This is a genomic window from Helicobacter pullorum NCTC 12824 (genome assembly GCF_017979475.1).
Lineage (GTDB): Bacteria > Campylobacterota > Campylobacteria > Campylobacterales > Helicobacteraceae > Helicobacter_D > Helicobacter_D pullorum.
In genome coordinates this window covers 16,434-29,738 of record NZ_JAERIT010000004.1, presented here as the reverse complement: position 1 = coordinate 29,738, position 13,305 = coordinate 16,434, and the positions used below count along the sequence as shown (strand labels likewise).

The window sequence follows — 13,305 nt, the reverse complement described above, 5'->3', positions numbered from 1 at the left end:
GAGTCTCTCAAAATAACCTCATCAGATATTTTTAAATCACTCACTTTCACAATAGCTTTGCTGATAGATTCTTTTGCTAGGCCATTCTAATGCAGTCAAAACCGCACTTTTGGAATCATCATTGATATACACACAACCTGTATCAATTGCTGCAAAATTATCCATAATCATAGGCACCAGCCGCACATCATGCCCAAAAACATTAAAAACCCCATATTTTTTCTTTGTTTCCTTTTCCCAGTTATGCGATTTTAGCCTACTCCAAGTAATCATCTCCGCCTTTTTTTCTTTCTCTTTGTAATAAGGCAATCCAAAACCATGTGTTACAAAAAGCCTCTGTCCTTTTTCATCATAAATAGGTATTTCCAAAAATCTAGGCAATCCCAAAAACCATTCTAAATGCTCGTGTATCTTTTCAAATCCACCATTTTTTTGGTAGCTCTCCATTGCCTCATAACCACCATTGTTAATCCACACTTTATTATAGCCTCTTGGAGGAATTGCATGGTAATATTCAAGCATTAACTCCTCATGATTCCCCAAAACACAAGCATAATTATGCTCCTTTACCAAATCCACCACTTCACAAGATTTACTACCCCTATCTATCAAATCCCCGGTAAAAATAATCTGTGAATCCCATTTTTGTGGCAACTTTTCAATCAATGCACACAAGGTATCCAAACACCCATGCACATCACCGATAATATAAAGAGGTTTTGAATAATCCACTTAAATTCCCAACCATTTCAAAATAAAAAAACTCAATGCCCCCAATGCCGCAGAGAAAGGCACAGTTATCAACCATGCTGCCACAATCTTATTAATAGCCGAGCGTTTTACTAGCTCCTCTTGATAAACTTTTTTAAGCTGTTTTTGCCCTTTTTTCTTAAGCTCTGGAATCCCTTCTTGTTTTTTTGCTTTTTTTCTATCAATGCTTTTTAGAATCGCAGCTTTTTTCTTAATAGAGGCTTTTCTAAAATATTCCAAAAACTTTTTAATCTGCTCACTATCTCTATCTTTATGAGTTTCTAAAATCTTTAACTCCATTTCTTTGTATCGTTTTTTAAGATACTCTCGCAAAAATCCTACCCCAAAAACCGCTCCCACTGCAATATGCGTAGAACTAACAGGCATTCCAAGCTCACTAGCAACAAGCACAGTCAAAGCCGCACTCATTGCGATACAAAATGCACGAATCTGATCAAGCTCTGTAATCTCACTTCCCACCGTTTTAATCAATTTTGGTCCAAACAATGCCAAACCAATAGAGATTCCAAGCCCACCTAGCAACATAATCCAAAAAGGCACAGCTGCTTCAGCCCCTCCGCTAAATCCACTCTTAAGCGCATCATAAATTGCCGCTAATGGACCAATAGCATTCGCCACATCATTTGCCCCATGTGCAAAACTCAAAAGTGCTGCTGAAAAAATAAGGGGGATTGTAAAAAGCTTATTAATTTCTTCTTTTTTGTTCTCCATATTTTCCAAAGCTTCAGCAATCATCGGTTTAACAGCCAAAAACACCACCACCGCAATCACCAGGCTAATCCCAAAAACTATCATATTATCCAATACAATAATCTTCTTAAGTCCTTTATTAATAAGATACAAGCTAAAAGCCCAAGTCATAAAGGCAATCAAATAAGGTACCACTCGTCTAGCGGCTTGTTTTTTATTTTGCTTATAAGTAATAGCATTTTTAATAAAATACAACAAAAGTGCGGCTATCACGCCTCCAGCTAATGGGGAAATAACCCAGCTCATAGCAATATTTCCAAGCTCCCTCCAATTTGCAACCCCAAAGCCACCTGCTGCTATCCCAGCTCCCAAGATTCCACCCACAATAGCATGAGTTGTTGAAACAGGTGCTCCAATAGCCGTTGCAAAATGTAACCAAATAGCACCAGATAATAATGCTGCCAACATTAAAGTAATAAAAGCCTTAGAATCCCCAATAGCTTCCATTGAAATAATCCCAGAACGTACTGTATCTACTACTTCCCCTCCAGCAATCAAAGCTCCAGAAATCTCACAGACTGCTGCAATACTAATTGCTCCAAACATACTAAGCGCCTTAGAGCCAACAGCAGGACCAACATTGTTTGCCACATCATTTGCCCCGATATTTAGTGCCATATATCCACCAACAATGGCTGCAAATCCGAGCAATAATGAGTTTTCAATCCCATCATTATTCCACACAACCATCGCAATAATCAACAACACAAATAAAGTAATTACACCTACTTTTTGCACATCCCCATAATTAAGACGCAACGCATTCTCATATCGTAAAAAATCCTTAATATTCACCAGCAATCCCTTATTTTAATTTCTAAAATAAAGTATTCTACAAAAATTTTTTATAAGCCTTCCTTTAACTTCATAGAGTTTGATTAAAAATATGGAATGAAGTTTGCTTCATCACAATCAAAATCAGTGCAAAGGATATGCAGATGAAAAAACTTAGAGTTTTTGCAAAAATAGCAATATTAGGAAGCTTTATTAGTGGTGGATTTTTATTCAATGGTTGTGCAAATACTGACCCACAAATCTCTTTTAAACCACCAGCTTATGTAGAAGAATTACCCCCAAAAGAAGAAGAAGATAACTTTGGGAATCCCGGCAGTATCTTTGGTAGAGGTGATAACCTGCTCTTTTCTGATAGACGTGCTATGCAACTCAATGATCTTGTTACAGTAATTATCAACCAAACAGCTCAAGCAAGCTCTAGTGCCAACAAAAATCTTAATGAAAATTCTAGCGGAACTTTTGGAGGACCAAGCCTAACTTACGCAGGCTCCAGCTCTAGCATAAATAGCATCGTAAATGGTATCAATAATGCCACAGGTTTTGGAATTAATTTAGGTAATAATACTTCCACTTACACAGGCACAGGAACACAAAACCGCCAAGAAACTTTCACGACTACTATTGCAGCTAGAATCATCAAAGTTTTACAAAATGGCAATTATTTCATTGAAGGTAGTCGCGAAGTGCTTATCAATGGCGAAAAGCAAATTATTCATCTAAGCGGAGTTGTGCGTCCAACAGATATTGCAAGAAACAATACTATAGAATCTCAATACATTGCAGATGCGAAAATCATGTATGATACACAAGGGGAGCTCAAAAAGAATACAGAAAAAGGTTGGGGAACAAAACTTATTGAATCAATTTGGCCATTTTAAAGACTACTTTATGAAACTCTAAGGTAAAATACACAAATTTCTTTACAAAGGATTTGTGTGCAAAAACAATATTTTATAGGGACAAGGGGTGGAGATTCCGCTTCTATCGCTTTTAAAGATGCGGTTTTAAATCCTAATGCTGCTTATGGTGGGCTTTATACTTTAGAAAATATACCTCATTTTTCTAAAGAACAAATAGAATCTCTTAGCCATTTTGATTATGCGACTTTAACCAAAACTATTTTTGATGCTTTGGGATTAGGGATTGAAGAATCTACTTTGCAAAAAGCTTTAAATCTTTATCAAGATTTTGATGATTCTACAACCCCAGCACCGCTTGTAAAAATCAATCAAAATCTTTTTCTCCAAAAGCTTTATTGCGGTCCTACTCGTGCTTTCAAAGATATGGCATTGCAACCTTTTGGAATGATTTTTAGCAAATTTGTAGAAGATTCTTCTAAAGAATATCTTATTTTAACCGCAACAAGCGGAGATACAGGACCTGCCACACTCCAAAGTTTTGCTAATAAACCCAATATCAAAGTTGTTTGCATTTATCCAAAAGGTGGCACAAGTGATGTCCAACGCCTCCAAATGACCACTCTAAATGCCAAAAATCTCAAAGTTATAGGGATTAATGGGGATTTTGATGATGCACAAAGCCTTTTAAAACAGCTCCTCAAAGATAAAACCTTCAGCCAAAAATTACAAGAAAAAAACATCTCCCTAAGTGCTGCTAACTCTGTAAATTTTGGAAGAATAGCCTTTCAAATTATTTATCATATTTATTCTAGTTTGCAAATTTATCAGACAACCAAAGAGCCTATCAATATCATCGTCCCAAGTGGAAACTTTGGTAATGCACTAGGGGCATTTTATGCCAAACTTATGGGATTCCCTATCCAAAAAATTTGGATTGCCTCCAATCAAAACAATATCCTAACAGAATTTATCCAAACTGGAATCTATGATATCTCCCAAAAGAGATTACAAAAAACTTATTCTCCAGCAATGGATATTCTAAAAAGCTCCAATGTCGAACGCGTACTTTTTGCACTTTTTGGCAGCAACCGCACTAAAGAGTTAATGGAAAGCTTAGAAAAAGACAAAAAATATTCTCTCACCCAAATGGAACTTCAAAAGATTCAAGAATATTTTAATGCAACTTTTTGTGATGATTCATACTGCCTAGAAACTATCAATCAAAACGCATTAAATGGGCTAATCATAGACCCACATACCGCTTGTGGTTTCAAAGCCTATGAAGAAATCCAAAAAGAAACGCCAAATACCCCTTGTGTATTATGTTCCACCGCAGAATGGACAAAATTTGCTCCCACATTAGCCAAAGCCCTAAATCTAGGCAACTTAAGTGATGAACAAGCCTTGCAAACCTTAGCCAAAAATTTCTCACTCAAAATCCCAGAACAAATCTTGAATTTATTTACACAAAAGGAAATCCATACACAAACAATGGATAAAGACAAAATTTATCAAGCCATTTTAGAATGGTTATAAAGGAAGTTTAATGCTATATTTTTCAGAACTTTTATTGAAACTCCAACAATTTTGGAAAGAGCAAGGTTGCTTAATTATCCAGCCTTATGATATTCCAGCAGGTGCAGGGACATTCCACCCCGCAACATTGCTTAGAAGCCTAGATTCTAAACCTTGGAGTGTCGCTTATGTCGCACCCTCTCGCCGCCCAACTGATGGAAGATATGGAGAAAATCCAAATCGCTTGGGAAGCTACTATCAATTTCAAGTTTTAATCAAACCAAACCCTAATAATATTCAAGAACTCTATCTTAAAAGCTTGGAATTTCTAGGGCTTGATTTGAAAAATCATGATGTAAGATTCATTGAAGACAACTGGGAATCTCCAACACTTGGAGCGTGGGGACTTGGCTGGGAAGTTTGGCTAGATGGAATGGAGGTTACACAATTTACCTATTTTCAACAAGTAGGCGGGATCCCTTGTGATCCTGTGGCAGTAGAAATCACCTATGGCACAGAAAGATTAGCAATGTATTTACAAGGTGTAGAGAATGTTTTTGATATTGCTTGGAATGAAAACTACACCTATGCAGATGTGCATTTAGAAGGTGAGTATGAATTCTCAAAATATCACTTTGAAATTGCTGATACTAAAATGCTTTTTGATTTTTTTACAAAAATGCAAGAAGAAGGTTATCGTGCTTTAGAGGCTGGATTGCCACTCCCTGCTTATGATTGTGCAATGCTCTCTAGCCATCTTTTTAATATCCTTGATGCAAGGAAGGCAATTTCAGCAACTGAGAGACAAAACTATATTTTAAAGATTCGAGAACTTTCAAAAGCTTGTGCAACACTCTACAAAGAACAAGAATCCACACGCATTCAAAGATTAGAAAATGTCAAATCCAAAAAATAACATTGCTGAAATCTTAGAAAAATTAGACACTCTAAGCCCTTTTGCCTTGCAAGAATCATGGGATAACTCTGGATTAATTTTAGGTAGCAAATCAAGAAATTTTCAAAAAATCTACCTTGCTTTAGAAGTTACTCAAAGCATTTTAGAGCAAATGGAAGAAAATTCACTTCTTATTACTCACCACCCTTTGATTTTCTCTCCACTTAAAACCCTTATTGATGAGACCTATCCAACTGCCCTATTAAATCTTGCTATTTGCAAAAATATCCAACTTATTGCTATGCACACAAATTTTGATAAGACACATTTTGGGAAATATCTTGTAGAAAAAATTTTAGGAATCAAAACTTACATTCAAGAAGATTTTGCCATTAAATTCCAATGGGATAGCGATTTTGCCTCCCTTTGTGAATTAATAAAAACCAAAATGAATCTCCAAAATCTAAAAATCACTCACTCTCCCAACCCAAAATGCAAAAATATCGCACTTATAACCGGCAGCGGGGGAGACTTTATCCGCACACTTCAAGACATTGATTGTTTAATTACTGGGGATATTAAATACCACCAAGCAATGGAATCTTTGCAAAAAAATATACATTTAATTGATTGTGGGCATTATGAATTAGAACGCTATTTTGGGGAAATCCTCTCACCTCTTTTGACAAATCTCGGCTATAAAGCTATAATTTTGGATTCACAAAATCCCTTTTGTTTTGTTTGAGAATATTAAACTTTTGGAGAAAAATATGAATAAACACTTAACCCAACTTATAGAAATTGCAAATCTTGACAAAGAAATCGATTCTTTTGAACCAAGAATCAAAGAAGCAAACAAAGAATTAGACGCAATCTTATCACAAGAAAAAGCCCTACAAAGCGAAGTTGAAGAAATCAAAGGCGTTGCAAAGGATATTTCACTCTCAATTCAAAAAAATGAAAATCACCTAGAAGATTTATCCTTAAAGCTAGAAGAAATTGCCAAAAAAACCAAACTCATAAAAACCGAAAAAGAAAGCAAAGCGTTAAGTTTGGAAGAAGAATTAGCCAAAGAGCAAATTACTTTTGCCAATGAAGAAATTGCTAGATTAAACACGCTTTTAGAGGCAAAAAATGTAAATATTAAAGAATTAGAAGACAAGATTAATTCCTTAAAAGAATCACAAAAAGAAATTAGCCAAGAAACCGAAATAGAAGTCCAAAAAATCAAAAAAGAACAACAAGAAATTTTTACCAAAAAAGAATCTTTGGTAGCAAAAATGGACCAAAAAATTATTTCTTTTTATGAAAAGATTCGAAAATGGGCTAAAAACACTAGCGTTGTGCCGGTTACAAGACAGGCTTGTGGTGGTTGCTTTATCCGCATTAATGACAAAATCTATTCTGATGTTATTCGCTCTGATGATATTATTACTTGCCCACATTGTGGTAGAATCCTTTATAATCAAGAAGAAAATGCTTAAGATTCTATGACTTTTTTTATAAGCTTTTATTATTTGCTTATTTGCATTGCACATCTTTGTGCGATGCCTTTTTTATTAGCCTTAAGCTTCAAACAAAAATACAAAACCTCAATCAAAAAACGCTTCTTTTTCCCAACCTTTTTTCAAGAATCTGCCACTTTATATTGGTTTCATGCCTGCTCTTATGGGGAGATAAAATCTTTGCAAAACATTCTTTTATCTCTTCAAGAGCAACTTACAAATGATGAAAAAATCCTCATTACAACCACCACTCAAACAGGATACAATCTCGCAAAAACAAGCTTTCCAAATGCGATTGTTTGTTTTTTGCCTTTTGAAAGTTTTATTCCTTTTTGGATAAAATCTCTCAAACTCAAAAACTTCACACTCACAGAAGCAGAACTTTGGTTAATGCCCCTAGTATGTGCCAAGAAAAAGGGTGCGACCACTCTTTTAATCAATGCACGAATCTCATCAAATTCCTATCCAAAATATCTAAAATTTGCTTTTTTTTACAAAAGGCTTTTTAGCTTTATTGACAAAATCTTTTGCCAACGAAAAATTGACAAAAAACACCTCAAAACTTTGGGAGCAAAAAATATCAAAGTCTTTGGAAATCTCAAGCTCAATGAGATTCCACAAATCACAAAACATTACCAAAAACCAAACCAAGAGTTATGGCTAGTTGCCAGCACCCACCAAAAAAATTCTCAATATGAAGAAATTTTAATTTTAGAACAAATTTTAAAAATCCTTCCAAAAGATTTATCAAAATCCCCTAGAATCTTATTTGCTCCACGGCATCCAGAAAGATTCCATTCCATTGCAATATTGCTTAATCAAACTTTAAAAGCACACAAACTGCCACCACTAGCCATTGCGTCTAAAAGCAGTATCCAAGAAACCATCAATGCACCATTTGGACTAATTGATACTCTAGGGGAACTGAATAATCTTTATTCAATTTCTTCTTTGGTGATTTTAGGGGGAAGTTTCTTGCCTAATATAGGCGGACATAACCCAATAGAACCAGCGTTTTTTGGAGTAAAACTTATTAGCGGACCTTATATTTTTAATCAAAAATCGCTTTTTATGGCGTTACAAAATTATACAATCAGTGATTTAAAGAATCTTGCAGAGATTCTTGCCAAAAGCGACCTTTTAGAACCTACTAAAATTACAAAAAAGCTTGATATTTCAAAAATTATTAACACTATTAAAGGAACAAAATGAAAACAAAACCTCAAAACCCTTCAAACAAAATCCCACCTAATGCTCAAAAAGCCTATAAACTCTTAGCACTGCAAGAAAATATTTCCAACAATGAAGCAAAAAGCCTTATTGATAGGGGCTTAGTTAGCATACAGGGCAAAAAGCTCAAAATCGCGCGCGCATTGCTTAGTCCGCACACAAAATTCAACATTCAAAAAATACCAGAGATTAAAATTTTATTTCAAGATGACAATATTCTAGCACTCTCCAAACCCGCTTTTCTTACTTCAGAAGAAATAGCAAAACTCTATCCCAACTGGGCTTTATTGCATCGCCTTGATAAAGAAACAAGCGGGATTTTGCTACTCATTAAAGAAAATAGCCCTTTCCACCTAAAAGCAAAAGAAGCATTCAAAAAAGAACAAGTCTTTAAACAATACATTGCCATTGTTGAGGGCATCATAGAAGAAGAGCAAGAAATCACAGCGCCATTGATTATTCAAAAAGGGAATTTTGCCAAAGTATTAGTTAGCAAAAAAGAAGGCATTAGAGCCTATACGAAAATTACTCCCATAGAGATTATTGGCAAAAAAACCAAATTAGAAATCATCATCAAAACCGGAAAAACTCATCAAATAAGAGCTCATCTAGCCCACATCAAACACCCTATTATCGGAGATACTTTCTATGGAGGAAAACCCGCTAATCGTATTTTGCTTCACGCACAAAAAATCTCTCTTTTAGGCTATGAATTTCAAGATTCTCCCCCAAAAGATTTTATTTTTCAATAAAATACAAAAAATTTTAAGTAACATTTTGGTATATTCTAGCCTCAATATTTTAATTGGAGTTTATTAAAATGAATGAAGCAAAATCAATTTGGATGGATGGGAAACTAGTCCCTTGGCATGAAGCAAATGTCCATATCCTAACACATACTCTACACTATGGAAATGGAGTTTTTGAAGGAACAAGAGCCTATAAAACCGACAAAGGTATGGCTATTTTTAGACTTAAAGAACACACCAAAAGACTTCTTAATTCCGCAAAAATCGTCGCCATAGAATGCCCTTTCTCTCAAGAAGAACTAGAAAAAGCACAAATTGAAGTGATTAAAGACAATAATTTCTCCAGCAATGCTTACCTTCGTCCTCTTATTTACCTTGGTTATGGAGCAATGGGCGTTTATCATAAAAACTCTCCTGTGAAAGTTGCTATTGCTGCTTGGGAATGGGGAGCTTATTTGGGTGATGAAGGCTTAGAAAAAGGAATTAGAGTCAAAACTTCCTCTTTTGTTAGAAATTCTACCAAATCACTCTTTGGCAAAGCAAAGGCAGCTGCAAATTATCTCAACTCCCAAATGGCAAAATACGAAGCAATCGAATGTGGATACGAGGAAGCTTTACTTTTGGATGATTGCGGAATGGTTGCTGAAGGTAGCGGAGAATGCTTTTTTATTGTAAGAAATGGCAAACTCATCACCCCCCCTAATGATAGCTCATTAGAATCTATTACTCAAGATTCTGTAATCACTCTTGCAAATGATCTAGGAATTGAAGTAATAAGACGCAATATTACACGCGATGAAGTTTATATTGCCGATGAAGCCTTTTTTACAGGGACTGCAGCTGAAATTACCCCTATTTATGATTTAGATGCAAGAATTATCGGAAATGGCAAGAGAGGGGAGCTTACCCATAAACTCCAAAATGCGTTTTTTGATATTGTCTATGGACGCAATCCAAAATACAGCCACTGGCTAACTTATATCCAATAAAGGTGATTTATGCCCATTGATTTAAATGAACATTTAAGACAAAAGAATAAAAACTATAAACCACAAAATGAAAACAACAATGATAGTGGTGGGAATAATGGAAATAACCGCAATAAAGGTTTTCAAAATTATCCCAAAATGCCTTCTTTAAATATGCCAAGTGGCAAAAAAATGGCTGCAATTTATATTTTAATTATCCTCATTGCACTTTTATTTTTACTCAAACCTTTTACCATTATCAATAGCGGTGAAGTTGGAGTAAAAATCACAACCGGGGAATTTGACCCAACCCCACTTCAACCGGGTATCCATTTCTTTATCCCCGGAATCCAAAAGATTATCCCCGTCAATACCAAAGTTAGAATTGCTGAATTCACGAGTGCGGACAATCAAAACTATCGCAATAGAGATGAAGGAAGTATCCGCGATAAAGCTATTAGTGTTTTAGATTCTAGAGGTTTATCTGTTTCTGTGGAATTAGCAGTTCAATACCGCCTTGACCCACTAGGTGTCCCCCAAACTATTGCCACTTGGGGACAAAACTGGGAAGAGAGAATCATCATCCCTGTTATAAGAGAAATTGTCCGCAATGTCGTTGGGAGTTTCCCCGCTGAAGAATTGCCCACAAAACGCAATGAAATTGCCACACTTATTGACCAAAGATTCCGCGAAAACATCAATAGTTTAGAAAATCGTCCCGTACAGCTAGAATCCATTCAGCTTACAGAAATTGTTTTACCTATTGCCATTAAAGAACAAATTGAACGCGTACAAGTTGCAAGACAAGAGGCAGAAAGAGCAAGATATGAGGTAGAAAGAGCCAAGCAAGAAGCAGAAAAACAAGCTGCACTCGCAAAAGGAACAGCAGATGCCACTATCATTCAAGCCGATGCACAAGCTAAAGCCAATCGCATTATTAGCCAAAGCTTAAGCAGTCATCTCTTGCAACTCCGCCAAATAGAAGTGCAAGGTAAATTTAATGAAGCACTCCAAAACAACAAAGATGCAAAGATATTCCTAACACCCGGTGGCTCTACACCAAATATTTGGCTTGATTCTAAAGATTTACAAAGATCCACTTCAGCGAGTAATTAATGCAAATTTTAGAACAAATTGCTTGGGATAAACTCCAAAATGGACTTATCCCAGCTATTGCACAAGATTATCAAACAAACGAAGTTTTAATGCTTGCTTTTATGGACAAAGAAGCTTTAAAAGTTAGTTTGCAAACTGGCTATGCACATTATTTTTCACGCACCAAAAATCGCCTATGGAAGAAAGGCGAACAAAGTGGGCATACTCAAGAAATTATCGAATTTCTTTTGGATTGCGACAAAGATACTTTGCTTCTAAAAGTCAAACAAAAAGGGGTAGCCTGCCACACGGGCAATCAAACTTGTTTTTTTAATAAACTCACAAAAGATTCCCTTAATACAGATTCATCAAATACATTAGATACTTCTGCAATTTATGGAGTAATAGATACACTCTACCATACATTGCTAGAACGCAAAAATGCCAATCCAGATACTTCTTATACAGCCTCTTTATACCACAAAGGCGAAAATACCATTGCCAAAAAAATCGTAGAAGAAGCAGCAGAATTAGGTTTTGCTATCAAAGATAAAAACCCCAAAGAAATCATCTATGAAGCAGCAGATTTGCTCTATCACAGCCTTGTTGGTCTTGCCTTTAGCAATATTAATCCAGATTTAATCAAACAAGAAATCGCTAGACGCTTTGGTTTAAGCGGAATTGATGAAAAAAACTCCAGAAAAAAAGCCAAATAATGGACATTACCTCATTTCAAAATTATTTTCTCTTTCTCAATAAAATCACTCAATATTTTTCACTTCCAGATTATCTTATCCTTATTTCAATTTTTCTAGTTATTTTACTCTTTTTTCTCTTGAGTATCATATTGCGTTTTAACCTTATTCTAGGCTTTTTAATGCTTTTTATTAGTGGGGCTTTCTTTGTGGCTTCCCCCTTTATTTATCAATATATTATGGAATCTCATCTCAAAAAAATCGAGCTTACTCTCTCTAATAATGACAAACTTCAATATGATGATACTTATTACATTAAAGGCACCATTAAAAACATCGGCTATTTTGATTTAAAAGGCTGTATTATTTCTACCAATTTTATCCCACAAAATACAGATAAATTCAAGCTTATTAAATACAAAATTAAGCCTATTTTTACCCATAGAGAAACCTATAAACAACCTCTCAAAAAACAAGAAACTCTTGATTTTGAAATTTTATTCCAAGCACCAAGCACCATTAATACCAACACAAAATACATACTTGAAACTAAAGGTTCTTGTTATTAATGAAAATTGCCATTAGCGTTGGAGACATCAATGGAGTGGGATTAGAAATCTTGCTAAAAAATCACAAAAAAATTTCTAAGCTTTGCACCCCCATTTATTGCATTGACAAACCCTTGCTCCAAAAAGCCGCTAAACTTCTTTGCTTAAAAATGCCAAAAGATATTCTTTGCATTTCCCCAAATGTTGAGATTCCAAAAATCACTCCTGCACAGATTACCCCACAAAGCGGTGCTTACTCTTATGCAAGCTTTCTTTTAGCCATCAAACTCACCCAAGAAAAAAATTCAAAAGCACTTGTTACCCTCCCTATCCACAAAAAAGCATGGCAGCTTGCAAATATCCCTTATGCTGGGCATACTGAAGCCTTTAGGGATATTTTCAAAAAAGAAGCCATTATGATGCTAGGCTCACCCAAACTCTATGTAGCACTTTTTACAGATCATATACCGCTCAAAAAAGTTCCCCCAAAAATCTCCCAAGAATCTCTAGCCTCTTTTCTTTTGGCTCTTGCTCCACATATTCACAAAACACCTTGTGGAGTTTTAGGGCTTAATCCACATGCTGGAGATTTTGGGGTTTTAGGCAATGAAGAGAAAATGATAAAAAATGCCATAGATTCTGCCAATTCTAATTTCAAAAAACAAATTTTTATAGGACCACTTGTCCCTGATACTGCCTTTATAGGAAAACACTTAAAATATTATGTCGCGATGTATCATGACCAAGGATTAATCCCGCTCAAAACACTTTATTTCAAAGAAAGCATTAACCTAACTCTAAACCTCCCAATTATACGCACCTCTGTGGATCATGGAACCGCCTTTGATATTGCTTATCAAAACAAAGCCAATTCCAAAAGTTATATGAATGCCATTAAAGAAGCGATTTTTCGCGCCAAAGAAAAATAA

At 35.4% G+C, this 13,305-nt stretch carries 14 protein-coding genes; 12 read left to right on the top strand and 2 right to left on the bottom strand.

The window, feature by feature from the left end:
- Positions 1–36: 36 nt before the first annotated feature.
- Both JJQ98_RS03880 and JJQ98_RS03875 read right to left on the bottom strand, forming a co-directional pair.
- Complete coding sequence (locus JJQ98_RS03880) at positions 37–732, bottom strand: metallophosphoesterase family protein (RefSeq protein WP_054195674.1); 696 nt, start codon at positions 730–732, stop codon at positions 37–39.
- Positions 733–2,316 carry an inorganic phosphate transporter gene (locus tag JJQ98_RS03875; RefSeq protein WP_054195673.1) on the bottom strand — a complete coding sequence of 528 codons (1,584 nt, stop codon included), beginning with the start codon at positions 2,314–2,316 and terminating at the stop codon, positions 733–735.
- Positions 2,317–2,459: 143 nt separating this feature from the next.
- Between JJQ98_RS03875 and flgH the strand changes: the two genes are divergently transcribed.
- The 12 genes from flgH (at position 2,460) to pdxA (ending at position 13,305) form a co-directional block, all read left to right on the top strand.
- Positions 2,460–3,194 carry a flagellar basal body L-ring protein FlgH gene (gene flgH, locus JJQ98_RS03870; protein ID WP_151104832.1) on the top strand — a complete coding sequence of 245 codons (735 nt, stop codon included), beginning with the start codon at positions 2,460–2,462 and terminating at the stop codon, positions 3,192–3,194.
- Between the two features lie 57 nt (positions 3,195–3,251).
- Positions 3,252–4,712, top strand: coding sequence for a threonine synthase (thrC, locus tag JJQ98_RS03865; RefSeq protein ID WP_151104833.1), 1,461 nt, complete (start codon positions 3,252–3,254; stop codon positions 4,710–4,712).
- Between the two features lie 10 nt (positions 4,713–4,722).
- Entirely contained in the window at positions 4,723–5,607 is an 885-nt protein-coding gene (glyQ, locus tag JJQ98_RS03860; protein ID WP_005023336.1) for a glycine--tRNA ligase subunit alpha, read from the top strand.
- Positions 5,588–6,331 (top strand): Nif3-like dinuclear metal center hexameric protein, encoded by a 744-nt coding sequence (locus JJQ98_RS03855; RefSeq protein WP_151104834.1) that lies wholly within the window; start codon positions 5,588–5,590, stop codon positions 6,329–6,331. The genes glyQ and JJQ98_RS03855 overlap by 20 nt, the downstream gene beginning before the upstream one ends.
- A 25-nt stretch (positions 6,332–6,356) precedes the next feature.
- Complete coding sequence (locus tag JJQ98_RS03850; protein ID WP_151104835.1) at positions 6,357–7,070, top strand: zinc ribbon domain-containing protein; 714 nt, start codon at positions 6,357–6,359, stop codon at positions 7,068–7,070.
- A gap of 6 nt (positions 7,071–7,076) precedes the next feature.
- A complete protein-coding gene (gene waaA, locus JJQ98_RS03845; protein ID WP_151104836.1) occupies positions 7,077–8,303 on the top strand; it encodes a lipid IV(A) 3-deoxy-D-manno-octulosonic acid transferase in 1,227 nt (408 codons plus the stop codon).
- Positions 8,300–9,073 (top strand): pseudouridine synthase, encoded by a 774-nt coding sequence (locus JJQ98_RS03840; RefSeq protein WP_005023346.1) that lies wholly within the window; start codon positions 8,300–8,302, stop codon positions 9,071–9,073. Before waaA ends, JJQ98_RS03840 begins: the two co-directional genes overlap by 4 nt.
- A gap of 68 nt (positions 9,074–9,141) precedes the next feature.
- A complete protein-coding gene (locus JJQ98_RS03835; RefSeq protein WP_005023349.1) occupies positions 9,142–10,059 on the top strand; it encodes a branched-chain amino acid transaminase in 918 nt (305 codons plus the stop codon).
- A gap of 9 nt (positions 10,060–10,068) precedes the next feature.
- Positions 10,069–11,154, top strand: a complete 1,086-nt coding sequence (locus tag JJQ98_RS03830) for an SPFH domain-containing protein (RefSeq protein WP_104719302.1) — start codon at positions 10,069–10,071, stop codon at positions 11,152–11,154.
- Positions 11,154–11,849: a bifunctional phosphoribosyl-AMP cyclohydrolase/phosphoribosyl-ATP diphosphatase HisIE gene (hisIE, locus tag JJQ98_RS03825; protein WP_151104837.1), complete on the top strand. Its 696-nt coding sequence runs from the start codon at positions 11,154–11,156 to the stop codon at positions 11,847–11,849. The genes JJQ98_RS03830 and hisIE overlap by 1 nt, the downstream gene beginning before the upstream one ends.
- The gene (locus JJQ98_RS03820; protein WP_065831089.1) at positions 11,849–12,397 is read left to right on the top strand and encodes a DUF2393 family protein; all 549 of its coding nucleotides are present in this window, start codon (positions 11,849–11,851) and stop codon (positions 12,395–12,397) included. The genes hisIE and JJQ98_RS03820 overlap by 1 nt, the downstream gene beginning before the upstream one ends.
- Positions 12,397–13,305 carry a 4-hydroxythreonine-4-phosphate dehydrogenase gene (gene pdxA, locus JJQ98_RS03815; protein WP_151104838.1) on the top strand — a complete coding sequence of 303 codons (909 nt, stop codon included), beginning with the start codon at positions 12,397–12,399 and terminating at the stop codon, positions 13,303–13,305. The genes JJQ98_RS03820 and pdxA overlap by 1 nt, the downstream gene beginning before the upstream one ends.

Bases quoted from the DNA above. Each gene is read 5' to 3' on its own strand.
- JJQ98_RS03840 (WP_005023346.1), top strand. From the start codon at position 8,300: ATGAAAACAAAACCTCAAAACCCTTCAAACAAAATCCCACCTAATGCT.
- JJQ98_RS03830 (WP_104719302.1), top strand. From the start codon at position 10,069: ATGCCCATTGATTTAAATGAACATTTAAGACAAAAGAATAAAAACTAT.
- flgH (WP_151104832.1), top strand. From the start codon at position 2,460: ATGAAAAAACTTAGAGTTTTTGCAAAAATAGCAATATTAGGAAGCTTT.
- JJQ98_RS03850 (WP_151104835.1), top strand. From the start codon at position 6,357: ATGAATAAACACTTAACCCAACTTATAGAAATTGCAAATCTTGACAAA.
- glyQ (WP_005023336.1), top strand. From the start codon at position 4,723: ATGCTATATTTTTCAGAACTTTTATTGAAACTCCAACAATTTTGGAAA.
- waaA (WP_151104836.1), top strand. From the start codon at position 7,077: ATGACTTTTTTTATAAGCTTTTATTATTTGCTTATTTGCATTGCACAT.
- pdxA (WP_151104838.1), top strand. From the start codon at position 12,397: ATGAAAATTGCCATTAGCGTTGGAGACATCAATGGAGTGGGATTAGAA.
- hisIE (WP_151104837.1), top strand. From the start codon at position 11,154: ATGCAAATTTTAGAACAAATTGCTTGGGATAAACTCCAAAATGGACTT.
- JJQ98_RS03855 (WP_151104834.1), top strand. From the start codon at position 5,588: ATGTCAAATCCAAAAAATAACATTGCTGAAATCTTAGAAAAATTAGAC.
- JJQ98_RS03820 (WP_065831089.1), top strand. From the start codon at position 11,849: ATGGACATTACCTCATTTCAAAATTATTTTCTCTTTCTCAATAAAATC.
- JJQ98_RS03835 (WP_005023349.1), top strand. From the start codon at position 9,142: ATGAATGAAGCAAAATCAATTTGGATGGATGGGAAACTAGTCCCTTGG.